The following is a 16,046-nucleotide window of genomic DNA, read 5'->3' as shown; positions in this document are numbered from 1 at the left end:
ATGCCGCAATTCGCAACGCTCGACTGGATCGTGGTCGCCGCCTATCTCGCCGTGATCCTGATCGGCGGCTGGGCATTCTCGCGGTTCAAGGCGGCGGATACGCGCGATTATTTCCTTGCGGGGCGCAGCGTGCCGGCATGGCTGGCGGCAGTATCCGTGCTGTCGGCGACGCAGAGCGCGGCAACCTTTCTGGGCGCGCCGGATCAGGGCTATCGCGGCGATTATACTTATCTGGGGGCGGTAGTCGCGCCGATCCTGGCGGCATTGTTCGTCGCGCATGTGCTGATCCCGCGCTTTTACGCGATGCGCGCGACGACGGTGTACGAGCTGCTGGAGGCGCGGTTCGATGCGCGCGCCAAGCAGGCGGCCGGCGGCATGTTCCTGATCGGGCGGGTGCTGGCGGGTGGCGCGCGCGTGTATCTGGCAGCGATCGCGATCGCCATGGTCGCGTTCGGCAGCATCGAGGCGCATGCGATCATTGCGTCGGCCGCGAGCGTAATGCTGGTCAGTTTCCTGTTCACCTTTCACGGCGGCCTCAAGTCCGTGATCTGGAACGACCTCATCCAGTTCGTGATCTATGCCGGCTCGGCACTGGCGGTGCTGGTGTTCCTGCGGCTGTCGATCCCGGCAAGCAACGCCGAGCTGATCGACGCGCTGCGCCACGCACCGGGCGGCGTGGACAAGCTGCGACTGTTCGATTTTTCGACCGATCTGTCGAAGCCCTTCACGGTGCTGGCGATCTTTACCGGACTGCTGCTGCTCAACATCGCCAATGCCGGCCTTGACCAGGATACGACGCAGCGGCTGCTTGCCAGTCCCAGCGCCAAAACCGGTGCGCGCGGGCTGATCCTGTCGCAGCTCGCCAGCGTGCCGCTGATCGCGATGTTCGTGACGATCGGGCTGTTGCTGCACATCTTCTATGCTCGCCCCGATTTGATGGGCGAGGCGAACCAGGCAGCGACCAGCTTTTCAGGCGAGAAGGTGACGGTGTTCGTCCACTACATCCTGACGCAGGTGCCGCCGGGCCTGCGCGGGCTGGTGACGATCGGGGTTACGGCGGCAGCAGTGGCGACGACCAATTCGGCGCTGAACGCCATGTCGTCGGTGATGATCGCCGACTTCTATCAGCCGTGGCGCGAGGCGCGCGGCCCGGTGACGCCGAAGCATTTCGTGCGCGCCGGGCGCTGGGGCATGGCGGCGGTCGGCCTTGCGATGTTCGCGACGGCGGTGCTGAGCTTCTATTGGCAGCGGCACAGCGACATGCCGCTGCTGGAATTCGCGCTGCAGGTGATGGTATTCGCCTATGCTGGGCTGCTGGGCGTCTATTTCGTCGCGGTGTTCACGCGGCGCGGGACCGCCATGTCGGTGATCGCCGGGCTGATCGCCGGGTTCGTGACCGTCCTGCTGCTCCAGCCGTTCGTGAGCGGACAGACTGCGCTCGCCTTTCCCTACCAGCTTTGCATCGGGACGCTGATCGCGGCTGTGGTGACGGCCATTCCGCGCGGAAAGGGCGTGGCGGCGGATGCGGCCATCGCCTAGACAGGCGCAAATCAAATCGGAGTTTCGATGCGCCGCAATCTTCTCGCCCGTGCCGCAGCCTTTGCGTTGCTGTTCCACGCGCCTGCGGCTTTCGCGCAGGCGGCCGCCCCTGCTCCCGCAGCTGCGGCGGCGACGCAGGACGCCGATCCGGCGCTATGGGTGGTGAAGGACAAGGACACGACCATCTATCTGTTCGGGACGGTGCACCTGCTCAAGCCCGGGCTTAGCTGGTTCGACGAGGCGGTGAGGCAAGCGTTCGATGCGAGCGGCGAGCTGGTGACCGAATTGGGCAGCACGCCGGACCTCGCCACGGTGCAGCCGGCGATGATGAAATACGGCATCGCCATGAGCGGCCCGCCGCTGAGCGAGAAGCTGCCGGCCGACAAGCGTGCGGCGTTCTTGAAGGCAATGGCCGATGCCGGCGTGCCGCAAGCGGTGGCAGACCGGTTCGACCCCTGGCTTGCCGGCACGCAGCTGTCGATGCTGACTCTGATCAGGGCCGGCTATGCCCCCGACAGCGGAGTCGAGGCGGCGCTGGACGCGGCGGCCAAGGCGGCGAAAAAGCCGGTGAGCGGGCTTGAGACGGTCGACCAGCAATTCGGCTATTTCGACGCGCTGCCGGAAGCGGCGCAGATGAAGCTGTTGACCGATGCGATCGACAAGATGGACGAGGCGCCGGGCGAGTTCGCCAAGCTGATCTCGGCCTGGGCGAGCGGCGACGCCGAGCGACTGGGCACGCTGATGAACGAAGGACTGCGCGAATCGCCGGAACTGGCGAAAGTGTTGCTGGCGGACCGCAACGCGCGCTGGGCCGACTGGATCAAGGCGCGGCTGGCGAAACCGGGCACGGTGTTCGTCGCGGTGGGTGCCGGGCATCTCGCCGGGCGCGACAGCGTTCAGGCGATGCTGAAAGCGCGCAAGGTGAAGACGAAGCGCGTGAAGTACTGAGCGTTCGCCGGGCGGCTGACGGTCGGATGGAGCCGCCTGAGATCCCGGCTTTCGCCGGGATGACGGGTCAGGGCGGCGCGGCGATCACGGCACGTAGACGGTAGCGGGCGGCGGCGGGTTTGCTGGCACGGCAAGCGGCGTATCGGCCGAGTCGCCGCGTGGCAGCCGTGCCGGATCAATCACGACGTGGCGGATACGGCGGCGGTCCCAGGTATAGCTGATGTGCACGCGTCCATCCCGGGTCTGGATGACGGCGGGATAGGCATAGCCGGCGGGCAGCACGGCACTTTCGAGCGTCACCACCTTGCGCCAGCTGAGTCCGTCGTCGGACAGGGCGACGTTGATCGGATAGCGCACGCCGCCCTTGCCCAGCCGCGAAGGGTGATGCGCGGTGTGGTTGTAGACGATCAGCTGGCGTCCGTCCCGAAGCGTCACGGCATCGGTCCCGGAATTGTTGCTGGGCAAGTCGACTGCCATGAGCGGGCCCCAGTGCCTGCCGCCGTCCTTCGACCAGGTGACGCCGAGCGCGCCCTGCCGCGTGCGGGCGATCGCCTGAAGCTGGCCGTCCTTGTGGAACAGGATGCTGGGCTGGATCGCCATGATCCCTTCGGGCGATTCGACCGGCGCGGTTGCCTGCCATGTCCTGCCCCGGTCGGCGCTGCGTTCGAAATGGAGCGTCCATTTGCGCCCGGGTGCCTCAGCCGAGGTTGGCGAGAGCCAGCTGCCGTCGGCGAGTTCCACCGGCTTGTTCTTGATCGGGCCGAGGATGCCGTCGGGCAGGCGGCGCGGCTTGCTCCATGTCCGTCCGTCATCGTTCGAGGTCATTTCCATGCCCCACCACGTCTCGGGATCCGGGCCGACCTTGTAATAGAGGATCAAGGGACCGTCTTTTGGCTGGAACAGGACCGGGTTCCAGGTCGGATGACGCTTGCCATCGGGCTGAACGCCGTCCGCGACCAGTCTGGCAGGCCGCCACTCCCCGTCCTGGTACCGCGCCAGGTAGATGCTGACATCGGGATGTTTTTCATGCGTGCCGCCAAACCAGGCGGCCAGCAGCGTGCCCGCCCGTGTTTCAACCAGGGTCGAGGCATGGACCTGCGCATAGGGCGCGTGCTCGAACGTGAACTGCGCGCTGAGCACGGGCGACTGGGCGGCGGCCGGCGCGGCAATCGCGAGCGGCAGGATCAGCGCGGCGGCGAGGGGAGCGGCATGGCGAGCAAGCATAAGCCTACTTTACTGACACCGGTGGCAGCGTCCAGCGCCCCGCTTCAGAAAAGCTGCGGCTGGCGGTCCGGCGTAGGTATCGTCTGACGCCCGCGGCGGCGGTCGAGTTCGACTTGCGCGGTGTAGCGGATGTCGATGTCGCGGTCCTGGGCGAAGGTTTCGAGCGCGTCCTCGTCCAGCTCGTGCCATTCCTTGCCCCGATCGGGGCCATAGCGCACGCGTGGGAGCAGGCCGGGAAGCTTCGACCATTCGATCAGCTGTTCGACGCTCGCCTCGTTCAGCATGTCGCGCAGATGGTGCGCGGTGACATAGGCGTCCGGAAAGGCGCGATGCGCTGGCAGGCCGCGTTCATGCTCAAGCCCCTCAGGCATCCGGTAGTAACGCAGGAACTGGTTGGAGAAGCCCGGGCTGTCGCGCCACAGCCGAAGCGCGCATTTGTAGGTGCAGATCCAGTCGGCACCGCGGGTCAGCGAGGGCGTGCAGAATTGCTCCTCGAAACTCGCGCGGTGCGCGGCGAGGGCGACGCGGCGCGGCCAGGGATCGAGGATCGGACGGGCGACATCATGCCACCACGGCGCGTCGGCAACATCCTCGTCGCGGATATGGTGGATCGCCATGGTGAGCGGCGGGACCGGGCGGCCGGGATTGACCAGCCGCTGACCACCCTCGCCCGACAACGCCCAGCGGCCGTCCGGCCCCAGCGCGACATCCTGCCACCCGATCTCGACCACGCCATGCTGCGGCGGGGCGTTGCCGGTGGTTTCGAGGTCGATGACGCGGATGATCTGGGGCGTGGCGGCCATTCGCCCGATGTGGGCGTTCGCGCGTGATTTGACTACCCCCACGAGCCAGCGCCGGAACGGGCTTGACGTTGTGTATTGCTGTATTAATACAGTGTGATTACATTCGTAGTCGCGGAGGCCGGCATGAGGGTGTTGATGAGCGTGATGGCTTCGGCGACGGCACTCCCGGCGATGGCGCAGGTCGTGGCGCCCGGCGATCCTGCCCCCGCGCCGCTCGAGCAGCCGGTCACGAGCAATGCGGCGCGGCAGGTCTATGACGCAGCCTTTTTCACGCAGTTCGCGCCGGCCAACGCGCTGCAGATCGTGGCGCGCGTGCCGGGCTTCTCGATCCAGAGCGCCGACGAGAGCGTGCGCGGCTTTGCGGCGGCCGCGGGCAATGTCGTCATCAACGGCCAACGGCCGAGTTCGAAAAGCGAGTCGCTTGAAACCATCCTGTCGCGCATTCCGGCCAGTCGCGTGCTGCGCGTCGAGGTCGGGGCGGGCGAACAGTTCGGCGCCGAATATGCCGGCAAGGCGCAAGTGCTGAACCTGGTGCTGACCGCCGGCGGCGGGCTGGCCGGCACGATCGAGGGCGCCGTGCTGCGCGACTATACCGGCAAGGTGTTACCAGAGGGCAGCGTGTCCGCGCTGCTGAAGACGGGCAAGTCGACCTTCAACGTCGCGGCACAGTTCAACAACAATCGCACGACCGAGCGGGGCTATGACCGGGTTACCGCGCTGCCGAGCGGGGCGCTGATCGAGTCTCGCGAGAAGGTCAACCGCATCAATGATCCCAACGCTTCGCTGTCGGCATCCTGGGCGCATGACGACGGGGCGTTCCGCACCGCGAACCTGAATGCGCGCGTCGCGATCGACCGCTTCCGCCTGGACCAGACCAGCGCGGTGACACCCGCAAGCGGACCGCTGCGCGACGATCGATTGTCGCAACGCTATCAGTCCGAGAATTACGAGGTCGGCGGCGACATCACGCGGCCGCTCGCCGGTGGCGGCATCAAGCTGATCGGACTGGCGACACAGCGCAACCGCCGCAACGCCGATCGGTCATACCTGCGCGTGAATGGCGGTACGATCGGCGGGTTCGAGCAGTTCCTGGACGATGAACGCAGCGAAACGCTGGCGCGGCTGGTGTGGTCACGGCCCAATGCCACCGGCTGGACCGTCGAGCTCGGCGCGGAGGGGGTCATCAACCGGCTGGCGAGCAAGGTCGACCTGTTCAGCCTGGCGAGCGGCGGCGCCGCGACACGGATCGACCTGCCGGTCGACGATGCGGTGGTAAAGGAATATCGCGGCGAGGCGTTCGTCAATGCCGGACGCGCGCTGGCGAAGAACCTGCGGCTGGACCTGGCCGCGACCTATGAGACGTCGCGCCTGACGGTGACGGGCGACGCGCAGGCCGAGCGATCGCTGTCGTTCCTGAAGCCGCGCGCGGTGCTGGACTGGCGGCCGGGCAACAAGTGGCGGCTGCAGCTGTCGGTGCAGCGCACGGTCGCGCAGTTGCAGTTCGAGGATTTCATTTCGAGCGCCGAGCTGACCAACGATCGCGTGAACGGCGGCAATGCGCAGCTGCTGCCGCAGCGGGCGTGGGAGTCGCTCCTGACCATCGAGCGGCCGATCCTGGGCGATGGCCTCATCAAGCTGGAGCTGGGGTACAACCGCATCGAAAAGGTGCAAGACCGCGTGCTGACGCCCGAGGGATTTGACGCGCCAGGCAATCTGGGCAGCGGGACGGTCAAGATCGCGCGGGCACGTATCGACGCGCCATTGGCCAAGCTGGGCATCAAGGGCGGTCGGCTGACGCTTTACGCCAGCTATGTCGGCACGTCGGTGGTCGATCCCTATACCGGCGAGACGCGGCGATTTTCGGGGAATAACGACTTTCTGGCGCAGGCGAGCTTTCGTCAGGACCTGGGCAAATTCGCCTGGGGCTTCAGCGTCGATGGCAGCACGCCGGGAAGCTTTTACCGGCTGAACGAGGTCGACAAGAATTACTCGGTGCCGCCCTATGTAACGGCCTTTGCCGAATATCGGCCGGACCGGCGCACCACCCTGACGCTGAGCATCGACAATCTGACCGCCACGCCATCACGACGCGAGCGGACCTTCTATGCCCCCGACCGGCGGACGAGGACGCCGTCGTCGTTCGAGCTTCGCCACCGCAACCGCTATTTGATCCCCGCGATCAGCTTCAAACGAAGCTTCGGATGAGCGGGACCAGCCGACGCAACAGCGCCGGCCGGGACAGTGATCAATGGGCGGCTTGCGGACCGCGTTCGAGGCCGCTGGCGGCCAGCTGAGCGTCGATCTGGCCGAGCAGACGATCCAGCGCATCCTGGCTGCGCGCTTCGGCGCGGGCGACAAGCACGTCCTGGGTGTTCGAGGCACGCAGAAGCCACCAGCCATCGGGCGTGTTGACGCGCGCGCCGTCGGTATCATCGACGTCTGCCCCGTCCGCCTTCAGGCGCGCGAGCACTTCGTCGACCACAGCGAACTTGCGGCTCTCATCGACCTGGAAGCGCATTTCCGGCGTGTTGACAAAGGCCGGCATCTCGCCGCGGATCTCAGTCAGCGGCTTGCCGATCAGATGCACGGCGTTGATCAGCTGGACGCCGGCATATTGCGCATCGTCGAAGCCGTAATAGTCCTGCGCGAAGAAGATATGGCCGCTCATTTCGCCGGCGAGTGGCGCGCCGGTTTCCTTCATCTTGGTCTTGATGAGGCTGTGTCCGGTCTTCCACATCACCGGCTTGCCACCCAGCTCGGCGATCCGGTCGTAGAGCATCTGCGATGCCTTCACATCCGCGATGATCGTCGCGCCCGGGTCTTTGCGCAGCACAGGTTCAGCCAGAATGGACAGAAGCTGATCGCCCCAGATCACACGGCCTTGCCCGTCGATCGCGCCGATGCGGTCACCATCGCCGTCAAAGGCCAGTCCGAAGTCGAGCTTCTTCTCGGCGACGAGCGCCTTGAGGTCCGCCAGATTCTTTTCTTCGGTCGGATCGGGATGATGGTTGGGGAAATTGCCGTCCACATCGGTGAACAGCGTGTGATGCTCACCCGGGAGGAGCTTGACCAGCTTCTCGATCACCGGGCCGGCCGCGCCATTGCCGCAGTCCCAGCCGATGCGGAAGGTGCCGCCGGCATAGCCAGCGAACAGGCGGCCGACGTAGTTGTCCAGGATATCGGCGTCGGTGACGGTCCCCTCGCCCTCTTCCCAGTCGCCCTCGGCCGCCATCCTGCCCAGCGTCTGGATGTCCGCGCCGAAAAACGGGCGGTGCTGAAACACCATCTTGAAGCCGTTGTAATTGCCGGGATTATGGCTGCCGGTTATCTGAATGCCGCCATCCACCTCTAGCGTGGCTTCGGCATAATAGAGCATCGGCGTGGGACCGAGGCCGACGCGCACCACGTCGCAGCCCGAAGCAGTCAGCCCCTCGACCAGCGCGGCCTCAAGCTCGGGCGAAGAGACGCGACCGTCGCGGCCCACGGCGACGCGATGCCCGCCCGCACGGCGCAGCAGGGTCGCGAAACCGCGGCCGATCGCGCGAGCGTCATCGGTCCCCAGCGCCTGGCCTACGATGCCGCGAATGTCATACTCGCGCAGCGAGGTCGGGTCGAAACGGTGAGTCATGGTGCCTCCCAGCAAACAGGTGACGGGTTAATTCGCAGTCGCAACAAAAAGTTCAACTGTCAGCCTTGTTTTTCAACAATGTGTCACGCGCGGCATTCACCTGCCGCGTCAGTTCAGGCGATCCACCGCGATCGGGATGCACGCTGGCGATGAGCCGGCGGTGCGCGGCGCGGATCTCGTCCGGTCCGGCGTCGCGGCCGACACCCAGGACGGCGCGGGCGTCCGCGTCCGGCCCGGCCGGCAGGACGGGCGGCGCCGAAGGCCGGGGCGACCCGGGCAGCGGGCGGCCCCAGCCATGCCACATGCGCCAGCCGAGCCAGGCGATGGCCAGACCGACGAGAAGCTTGAAGACCACCGGGCGCCGCGATCAGGCGACGAGCGGCGTGGCGCTGGCGAGTTCGGGCAACGCCATGCCGGCCATCATCTCACGCAGTTCCTGCCGCGCCGCGACATGCGCCAGCCCCATCGCGCCGAATTCGCGGGAATCGAGCATGGTCAGCCCCTTGGGGAACAGCTCGCGATAGATCACGCGTTCGGACAGGCCGGGAATGACGCGGAAACCGACTCGCTTGGCGAGCTGGTCGATCGCCTCGGACACGCGCTTCATGTTGCGTGCCTCGATATGCTGCATGCGGTTGCGCAGGACGATCCAGTCGATCGTCGCGCCGTCCGCCTTGGCCCGGCGCTTGCGCGAATCCCAGATCAACTCCGAATAGAAGCTGGGGCGCACCACCTTGAACGTGTCGGGATCGACGTGGCCGATCAGGTCGAAATCGACGAAGCTGTCGTTCATCGGCGTGATCAGCGTGTCGGCGTTGGTGATCGCGATGCGACCGAACTTGTCGTCGCGGCCGGGCGTGTCGACGATCAGGAAGTCCGTTCCCTCGCTCAACTGCTCGAGCAGCTCGTTGAAACGCGATTCGGTTTCGCCGTCATGCGTTTCGTAGCGCGGCATCGGCAGCGGGCTGCCCGTGCGCAGGATCGTCGCCTGACGATTGTCGAGATAGCGGCCGAGCGTGCGCTGGCGATGGTCGAGGTCGAGGCAAGCGACCCGCGCGCCCTTGGCCGCGAGGGCGATGGCGGTGTGCACGGCCGTGGTCGACTTGCCGGTGCCGCCCTTTTCGTTCGCAAAAACGATGACGTGCAACGGGTTAGGGACGTGCAACGGGTTTGCTGCTTCGCTCAACGCTTAACTTCCTTGATTGCTCACCCGGCCCTACCCCCATAAGAGCCGCGCTTCAAAGTCCATATCCAAGGCCCAACGCCCGTGCAAACCATCCGTCAGCTTGCCGACCTTCGCGATGCCGTTTCGGGACTGCGGGCGGCAGGCGCGGGGATCGCGTTCGTGCCGACGATGGGCGCGCTGCACGCCGGGCATATGGCGCTGGTGGCGGCGGCGAAACAGGCCGGCCAGCGCGTCGTCGTGTCGATCTTCGTCAATCCCAAACAGTTCGGGCCGAACGAGGATCTCGCCAAATACCCGCGCAAGGAACAGGCGGATTCGCGCATGCTGACCGAGGCTGGCGTGGACGTGCTGTGGTTGCCGCCCGTCGAAGTCATGTATCCCGAGGGGCACTCGACCAATATCAGCGTTTCGGGGGTGAGCGAGCCGCTGGACGGCGCGGCCCGGCCAGGGCATTTCGACGGCGTCGCGACCGTGGTCGCCAAGCTGTTCAACCAGGTGAGGCCGGACATCGCGCTGTTCGGGGAGAAGGACTTCCAGCAGCTGGCGGTGATCCGCCGCATGGTCGCCGACCTGGACTTCGACATCGAAATTCGCGGCGTGCCGACCCAGCGCGACGACGACGGACTCGCCCTGTCCTCGCGCAACGTCTACCTGCCCGGCGAGGAACGGGCGGCCGCGGTCGCCCTGCCCCGCGCACTCGGCATTGCGGCGCGGGCGATCGAGAAGGGCGACGAGGTCGTGGCGGCGCTGGCCACTGCGCGCGGATCGCTGGAGGCCGCGGGGTTCGAGGTGGACTATGTCGAACTGGTCGATGCCGAGACGCTGGCCGATCCGGTCGCGGGCAAACCGCGCCGGCTGCTCGCCGCGGCGCGCATCGCCGGTACGCGGCTGATCGACAACATCGCCATCGGCCAATCCGAGTAGGAAAACGCCCACACGAAGTCACAAGCAAGCGATCGCGTGCCCGTTCATGGCATTGTGCCTTCGGGCGAAAATGCGGGTTCGGCCGCGCCGCTGAACAGCGTTAACGCTTTGGTTAGCATGAATGCCCCACGCTGCGTCCCATGAGGATACAGATACAAAGTGGGGCATCGTCATGGGCAATAGTTACAAGAGCGCGCAATTCCTGATCGACAGTCGCATGGCCGACGCAGCGCGCGGCAATGCGGATGCGGCCTATGAACTGGGCATGGTCTATTCGAGCGGCGCAGCAGGAATCGACGTCGACCTGATCGAAGCGCATAAATGGTTCAACATCGCCGCGCTCAAGGGCAGCGACCGCGCCTGCGAGATGCGCAGCGAAGTGGCCGAGGACATGACCGCGCGCGAGATTGTCGAGGCCCAGAAGCTGGCGCGATCCTGGCTGCAGCTGACCACCGTTCGCGCCGCCTGATCCAACCGCTGGAAACCACGCCGGAATAGACGCGTTGATCGGGCAAAGGAGCCTGATCATGCCCCAATCCGACGACATCGCGCAGACCGACGCGGTCGAGCGCATCGCCCGCGTCCTGGCGGGCCGGCAGCTGAGCGCCAATGCCGAGGGCGCGGACTGTTCCGCGGCGCAGGCGGTCGACGCAGCCTGGCCAAGCTTTCGCGACGACGCGGTCGCCATCCTGAGAACCCTGCGCGAGCCCGATGCGGCGATGGCGCGGGCCGGCGACGGTGCGACCTGGACCCGCATGGTCGAGGCTGCGCTGGGCAATGCCGCCCGCTCGGGCGAGACGATCGGCGGCGCATCCGATGCGCGCCCGGCGATGGCGTTCGACGCCCCGCCGCCCGGCACCGACCCACTCCACGAAGGCCCATGAGCGACCCATCGCATAGCCGCTGGCCGCGCCGGCTGTGGGTCGTGCGGCACGGCCAGAGCGCCGGCAATGTGGCGCGCGATCTGGCCCATGCGGAGGGCTGGATGCGCATCCCCCTGGAAATTCGCGACGTCGACGTGCCGCTGTCGCCGCTGGGCGAGGATCAGGCGCGCGCGCTGGGCCATTGGTTCGCGGCGGGGCATGGCAATGGCCGGCCGGACGTCATCCTATCCAGCCCCTATCTTCGCGCGCAGGAGACCGCCCGGCTGTTTCGCGAGGCGGGCGGTGCCGATCCGGACGAGCGCATCTGCAGCGACGAGCGGCTGCGCGAGAAGGAGTTCGGCATCCTCGACGGGCTGACCACTGCGGGCATCCATGCCGAGGAGCCGCGCCAGGCCGAGTTCCGCAAGCTGCTGGGCAAATTCTATCACCGCCCGCCCGGTGGCGAGAGCTGGTGCGACGTGATCTTTCGCCTGCGCGCACTGCTCGACACGGTGTCGCTGCACTATGCCGGGCGCGACGTGCTGATCGTGGCGCATCAGGTGGTGGTATTGTGCATGCGCTATATCATCGAAAATCTGTCGGAAGCCGAGATCCTCGCGATCGACAAGGCGGGCGACGTCGCGAACTGCGCGGTGACCGAATATGCGTTCGATCCCGCGCACGGGAAGGACGGCGGACTGAAACTTGTCCGCTACAACGTCACGGCACCGATGGAACGCGGCCACGAGGCGGCGGTGACGTCGGCGCCCGATGCAATGGTGGGCGCGCGAGGATGATCGAACTCGATACCGAATGGCTCGCGGCGCATCCCCTGCCCGATCCGGCGCAAGCGTCGGACAAGAATGCACGCGGGCGGCTGCTGGCAGCGGGCGGGTCGCTGACCGTGCCGGCGGCGCTGCTGCTGACCGGCGAGGCGGCGTTTCGCGTGGGCGCTGGCAAGGTGCAGCTGGCGAGCGTGGAACCGGCGATGCTGGGCTTGGGCCTGCGCTTTCCCGAAGCGGCGGTGCTGACCCTGCCCGTCAACGACGAGGGCGAGATGGCCGGAGACGCCGGCGCGGCGATCGCGGGCTTGGTCGAGCGATGCGACGCACTGGTGCTGGGGCCCGGCATGGGCATGGACGCAGAGGCGGCGGCGATCCTGGCCGGTTTGCTCGACGCAGCGCCCGAGGTTCCGATGCTGCTGGATGCGGCGATGCTGGCGGCGGTGGGCGACGCGCAGGCGCAAGTCCTGGCAGCGAGCGCGCCGATCGTACTGACGCCTCATCCCGGGGAAGCGGCCGCGCTGATGGACTGCGACCCGGACGATGTCTGCGCCGAACTGGCCGAGGCGGCGGCGGCGCGATTCGGGGCGACCGTGGTACTGAAGTCGCCCCAGACTTGGATCGCGACGCCGGGCGAGCCGACGCTGACCTATCGCGGCGGCGGGCCGGGCTTGGCGACCGGCGGATCGGGTGACGTGTTGGCCGGCATCATCGGCGGACTGCTGGCCCGCGGGGTCGCGCCACATGTCGCGAGCGCGTGGGGCGTGTGGCTGCATGGCAAAGCCGGGCGGATACTGGGCGAACGGATCGGGCCGATCGGGTTCCTGGCGCGCGAGCTGTTGCCCTTGCTGCCGGGGCTCATGGAGCAGCCTTTTGGCGAAAGCTGATCGTCATCCCGGCACGCGGCCGGGATGACGGGGTCACGCTAGGCCTTGGCCGCCGCCTTTTTCGCGGCCGGCTTCTTGGCTGCCGCCTTCTTGGCCGGCGCCTTGGCTGCGGCCTTCTTCGGCGCGGCCTTCTTGCCCTTCTTCTTCGCAGGTCCGGCGGCTGCCTTGATGTCGATGAGCGAGGCTGCCTCTTCGAGCGTCAGCGCGGCTTGATCGACCGACTTGGGCAGCGTCGCATTGGTCGTGCCGTCGGTTAGATAAGGACCGAAGCGGCCCTCCATCAGCTTGATCTCGGCGCCCGAGACCGGGTGCGCACCCATGACCTTCAACGGCTCGCGGCTGCCACGTTGCGGGCGACCGCCACCGGCGGCGGCTTCCGCGAGCTTCACGACGGCGGCGTTCATGCCGGTTTCGAACACGTCGGACGTGGTCTGCAGCCGTGCATATTTGCCGTCATGCGCGAGGTACGGGCCGTAGCGGCCGATCGACGCCGTGATCGGCTTGCCGGTTTCGGGATGGTCGCCAATCGTGCGCGGGAGGTTGATGAGCTTGATCGCAAGCTCGAGATCGAGCTCCGGAACATCCTTGGGGATCGAGGCGCGCGCAGCCTCCTTGCCCTCGCCACGCTGGATGTACGGCCCGAACCGGCCTGAGCGGCGAACAATATCCTCGCCCGTCGTGGGATCCTGGCCGATCACTTCCGGGCCGGTGTCGCCACCATCCTCGCCACCCGGCTGGCCGAAGCGGCGGGTGAACTTGCACTCGGGATAGTTGGAGCAGGCGACGAACGCGCCGAATTTGCCGCCGCGCAAGGCGAGCTTGCCATCGGCACAGGCCGGGCAAGCGCGCGGATCGCTGCCATCGCCCTTGTCCGGGAAGAGATAGGGTTCGAGGAACTGGTCGAGTGCCTCGGTCACCTCGCTCGGCTTGCGTTCCATCACCTCGTCGGTGCGCGGGCGGAAATCCTTCCAGAATGCTTCGAGGATCGCCTGCCAGCCGGCGCGGCCACCGGATACGTCGTCCAGCTCTTCCTCGAGCCCGGCGGTGAAGTCGTAATCGACATATTTCTCGAAGAACCGCTCGAGAAATGCCGTGAGCAAACGCCCGCTTTCCTCTGCAAAGAAACGATTTTTCTCGATGCGGACATAGGCGCGGTCCTTCAGCACCTGGATGACCGAAGCGTAGGTCGAGGGACGGCCGATGCCGAGTTCTTCCATCCGCTTGACGAGGCTGGCTTCCGAGAAGCGCGGCGGAGGCTGGGTGAAATGCTGTTCGGCATCGACGCCCTTCTTGGCCGGCGTGTCACCGTTGCGGATGACCGGCAGGCGGCGGCTGTCATCGTCGCCTTCATCGTCGCGGCCTTCTTCGTAGAGCGCGAGATAGCCGGGGAAGATCACGACCTGACCGGTGGCGCGCAGCGCGTCCTGGCCAGTCGGTTCCTCCAGCTCGACCGTGGTGCGCTCCATGCGCGCGCTCGCCATCTGGCTTGCCAGCGCGCGCTTGAAGATCAGGTCATACAGCTTGGCATGGTCGCCGCCGCCCGCGCGATCCTTGCTGAAATCGGTCGGGCGGATCGCCTCGTGCGCTTCCTGAGCATTTTTGGCCTTCGCCTGGTACTGGCGCGGCTTGTCCGGGACATAGGCCCCCGAATAGCGGTCGTGGATCGCTTTCCGCGCGGCGTCGATCGCGCTGCCGTCCATCTGCACGCCGTCGGTACGCATGTAGGTGATCGCACCGTCCTCATAGAGGCCCTGCGCGACGCGCATCGTGTGACTGGCCGAGAAGCCGAGTTTGCGCGCGGCTTCCTGCTGAAGGGTGGACGTCGTGAACGGCGGCGGCGGGTTGCGCGTCGCCGGCTTGGTCTCGACGCTGGAGACGGTGAACCGCCCCTGCTCGACCGCGGCCTTGGCGCGCATCGCCGTGCCTTCGTCACCGATCGACAGGCGGTCGAGCTTCTTGCCCTCGAACCGCACGAGCCGCGCGTCGAACGCGGTGCCGTCATGCTCCAGATGGGCGAGCACGCTCCAATATTCCTGAGCCTTGAACAGTTCGATCTCACGCTCGCGCTCGACGATCAGCCGCAGCGCGACCGACTGCACGCGACCGGCCGATTTCGCACCGGGCAGCTTGCGCCACAGCACCGGCGAGAGGGTGAAGCCGACGAGATAGTCGAGCGCGCGGCGGGCGCGATAGGCGTCGATCAGATCGGTATCGAGCTGGCGCGGCGCCGCCATCGCGTCGGTCACCGCCTTCTTGGTGATGGCGTTGAAGGTGACTCGCTCGACCTCCTTGGGCAGCGCCTTCTTCTTGGCGAGCAGTTCCTGCACGTGCCAGCTGATCGCCTCGCCCTCACGATCGGGGTCGGTCGCGAGGATCAGGCGATCGGCCTTCTTGGCCTCGTCGGTGATCGCCTTCAATTGCTTGGCTTTGTCCGGATAGGTCTCCCAATCCATCGCAAAGCCCTCGTCCGGCTTCACCGAACCGTCCTTGGGCGGCAGGTCGCGAACATGGCCGTAGGAGGCGAGGACGCGATAGTCCTTGCCCAGGTATTTTTCGATGGTCTTCGCCTTGGCGGGCGATTCGACGATGACGAGCTGCATGACGGTTCTAGTTGTTCCTCACGTATACGCGCGAGGATGGGGAGCCGGCTCGCAGCCCGTCAAGGGGGTGGGATCAGTGGATCGCGCGCTCGGTGAGCACCTCGGCCTTGCCGCCCTGCCACTTCACTTCCATCGCCGGCTCGTCCTTCTCGCCCGGCTTGAACAGTTCGTAGATCGTCGCGCCGGTATCGACCTGGCGGCTTTCGATCACGCGTTCGGGGGTGAAGGCATCGGCCTTGGCCGCGGCCGCCGCGCGGACCTGTGCCGGGGCGGTCGCCCAGGCGATGTCGCGTTGGATCTCGACCGCGACGAGCTTGCCGTCAGGCTGCTGCAACACGTCGATCTCAACCTCGCTGCCGTCGGCCCTGGTGCCTTCGACATCGTAATAGACACGACCCTCGCGCTCCTTGCGCTCGGCTTCGGCGATCTTCATGCCGGGCACGGTCGCTTCCACCAGATCGGCGAGACCGGGCGGCAAGTCGCCCTGCGACACATTGGTAATCGCCGTTTCCGGTCCGGCGGCGAGCACGCCGTTGTCGGCCAAATCGCCGGTCGAATTGCCTGCCTCAGGGGCTGGCGAGCAAGCCGCAAGGGCAAGCGGCAGGGCAAGGAACGTCGCACGCATCATTGTCTCTCCGGGCATGGAAACCGGTTACCATGAT

14 protein-coding genes and 1 pseudogene are annotated in these 16,046 nt (G+C 66.6%); 8 read left to right on the top strand and 7 right to left on the bottom strand.

Annotation, left to right across the window (positions count from 1 at the left end; translation table 11 throughout):
• Entirely contained in the window at positions 1 to 1,539 is a 1,539-nt protein-coding gene (locus BFL28_RS00885) for a sodium:solute symporter (protein ID WP_241527166.1), read from the top strand.
• 27 nt (positions 1,540 to 1,566) lie between these two features.
• Entirely contained in the window at positions 1,567 to 2,487 is a 921-nt protein-coding gene (locus BFL28_RS00880; RefSeq protein ID WP_069318761.1) for a TraB/GumN family protein, read from the top strand.
• 84 nt (positions 2,488 to 2,571) lie between these two features.
• Here BFL28_RS00880 and BFL28_RS00875 read toward each other — a convergent pair whose 3' ends face one another.
• Positions 2,572 to 3,711, bottom strand: coding sequence for a sialidase family protein (locus BFL28_RS00875; RefSeq protein WP_069318760.1), 1,140 nt, complete (start codon positions 3,709 to 3,711; stop codon positions 2,572 to 2,574).
• 44 nt (positions 3,712 to 3,755) lie between these two features.
• Positions 3,756 to 4,514: an exonuclease domain-containing protein gene (locus BFL28_RS00870; protein WP_069318759.1), complete on the bottom strand. Its 759-nt coding sequence runs from the start codon at positions 4,512 to 4,514 to the stop codon at positions 3,756 to 3,758.
• 123 nt (positions 4,515 to 4,637) lie between these two features.
• Here BFL28_RS00870 and BFL28_RS00865 point away from each other — a divergent pair, with 123 nt between their 5' ends.
• A complete protein-coding gene (locus BFL28_RS00865; protein WP_173655649.1) occupies positions 4,638 to 6,719 on the top strand; it encodes a TonB-dependent receptor domain-containing protein in 2,082 nt (693 codons plus the stop codon).
• A 40-nt stretch (positions 6,720 to 6,759) separates the two neighbouring features.
• On the opposite strand, the gene pgmG is transcribed toward BFL28_RS00865, so the two are convergent.
• The 3 genes from pgmG to BFL28_RS00850 are packed head-to-tail and all read right to left on the bottom strand — an operon-like array spanning position 6,760 to position 9,328.
• Positions 6,760 to 8,142: a phosphoglucomutase/phosphomannomutase PgmG gene (gene pgmG, locus BFL28_RS00860; protein ID WP_069318757.1), complete on the bottom strand. Its 1,383-nt coding sequence runs from the start codon at positions 8,140 to 8,142 to the stop codon at positions 6,760 to 6,762.
• 52 nt (positions 8,143 to 8,194) lie between these two features.
• A complete protein-coding gene (locus tag BFL28_RS00855) occupies positions 8,195 to 8,497 on the bottom strand; it encodes a J domain-containing protein (protein WP_241527165.1) in 303 nt (100 codons plus the stop codon).
• 12 nt (positions 8,498 to 8,509) lie between these two features.
• Positions 8,510 to 9,328 carry a division plane positioning ATPase MipZ gene (locus tag BFL28_RS00850; protein ID WP_241527164.1) on the bottom strand — a complete coding sequence of 273 codons (819 nt, stop codon included), beginning with the start codon at positions 9,326 to 9,328 and terminating at the stop codon, positions 8,510 to 8,512.
• Positions 9,329 to 9,409: 81 nt separating this feature from the next.
• On the opposite strand from BFL28_RS00850, the gene panC reads away from it, so the two are divergent.
• The 5 genes and pseudogenes from panC (at position 9,410) to BFL28_RS00825 (ending at position 12,784) form a co-directional block, all read left to right on the top strand.
• On the top strand, positions 9,410 to 10,252 hold the full coding sequence (panC, locus tag BFL28_RS00845) for a pantoate--beta-alanine ligase (protein WP_069318756.1): 843 nt from the start codon (positions 9,410 to 9,412) through the stop codon (positions 10,250 to 10,252).
• Positions 10,253 to 10,424: 172 nt separating this feature from the next.
• Positions 10,425 to 10,721 (top strand): SEL1-like repeat protein, encoded by a 297-nt coding sequence (locus tag BFL28_RS00840; protein WP_069318755.1) that lies wholly within the window; start codon positions 10,425 to 10,427, stop codon positions 10,719 to 10,721.
• 58 nt (positions 10,722 to 10,779) lie between these two features.
• Positions 10,780 to 11,025 (top strand): annotated as a pseudogene (locus BFL28_RS00835) (hypothetical protein); the annotation flags it as partial.
• A 107-nt stretch (positions 11,026 to 11,132) separates the two neighbouring features.
• Positions 11,133 to 11,912, top strand: a complete 780-nt coding sequence (locus BFL28_RS00830) for a histidine phosphatase family protein (RefSeq protein WP_069318753.1) — start codon at positions 11,133 to 11,135, stop codon at positions 11,910 to 11,912.
• Positions 11,909 to 12,784 (top strand): NAD(P)H-hydrate dehydratase, encoded by an 876-nt coding sequence (locus BFL28_RS00825; RefSeq protein WP_069318752.1) that lies wholly within the window; start codon positions 11,909 to 11,911, stop codon positions 12,782 to 12,784. Before BFL28_RS00830 ends, BFL28_RS00825 begins: the two co-directional genes overlap by 4 nt.
• Positions 12,785 to 12,822: 38 nt before the next feature.
• Here BFL28_RS00825 and topA read toward each other — a convergent pair whose 3' ends face one another.
• Both topA and BFL28_RS00815 read right to left on the bottom strand, forming a co-directional pair.
• The gene (gene topA, locus BFL28_RS00820) at positions 12,823 to 15,384 is read right to left on the bottom strand and encodes a type I DNA topoisomerase (protein WP_069318751.1); all 2,562 of its coding nucleotides are present in this window, start codon (positions 15,382 to 15,384) and stop codon (positions 12,823 to 12,825) included.
• A gap of 73 nt (positions 15,385 to 15,457) precedes the next feature.
• Positions 15,458 to 16,009, bottom strand: coding sequence for a hypothetical protein (locus BFL28_RS00815; protein ID WP_206599050.1), 552 nt, complete (start codon positions 16,007 to 16,009; stop codon positions 15,458 to 15,460).
• Positions 16,010 to 16,046: the final 37 nt, after the last annotated feature.

Origin of the sequence: Sphingomonas turrisvirgatae (genome assembly GCF_001721295.1) — a bacterium.
Taxonomy (GTDB): domain Bacteria; phylum Pseudomonadota; class Alphaproteobacteria; order Sphingomonadales; family Sphingomonadaceae; genus Sphingomonas; species Sphingomonas turrisvirgatae.
Note: the sequence above shows the minus strand (reverse complement) of the source record. Positions and strands in the feature narration are given on the sequence as shown.

Excerpts from the sequence above, each read along its gene's own strand:
- BFL28_RS00885 (WP_241527166.1), top strand. The coding sequence starts at position 1 with ATGCCGCAATTCGCAACGCTCGACTGGATCGTGGTCGCCGCCTATCTC.
- pgmG (WP_069318757.1), bottom strand. The coding sequence starts at position 8,142 with ATGACTCACCGTTTCGACCCGACCTCGCTGCGCGAGTATGACATTCGC.
- BFL28_RS00880 (WP_069318761.1), top strand. The coding sequence starts at position 1,567 with ATGCGCCGCAATCTTCTCGCCCGTGCCGCAGCCTTTGCGTTGCTGTTC.
- BFL28_RS00830 (WP_069318753.1), top strand. The coding sequence starts at position 11,133 with ATGAGCGACCCATCGCATAGCCGCTGGCCGCGCCGGCTGTGGGTCGTG.
- BFL28_RS00815 (WP_206599050.1), bottom strand. The coding sequence starts at position 16,009 with ATGCGTGCGACGTTCCTTGCCCTGCCGCTTGCCCTTGCGGCTTGCTCG.
- BFL28_RS00870 (WP_069318759.1), bottom strand. The coding sequence starts at position 4,514 with ATGGCCGCCACGCCCCAGATCATCCGCGTCATCGACCTCGAAACCACC.
- topA (WP_069318751.1), bottom strand. The coding sequence starts at position 15,384 with ATGCAGCTCGTCATCGTCGAATCGCCCGCCAAGGCGAAGACCATCGAA.
- BFL28_RS00840 (WP_069318755.1), top strand. The coding sequence starts at position 10,425 with ATGGGCAATAGTTACAAGAGCGCGCAATTCCTGATCGACAGTCGCATG.
- BFL28_RS00875 (WP_069318760.1), bottom strand. The coding sequence starts at position 3,711 with ATGCTTGCTCGCCATGCCGCTCCCCTCGCCGCCGCGCTGATCCTGCCG.
- BFL28_RS00865 (WP_173655649.1), top strand. The coding sequence starts at position 4,638 with ATGAGGGTGTTGATGAGCGTGATGGCTTCGGCGACGGCACTCCCGGCG.
- BFL28_RS00825 (WP_069318752.1), top strand. The coding sequence starts at position 11,909 with ATGATCGAACTCGATACCGAATGGCTCGCGGCGCATCCCCTGCCCGAT.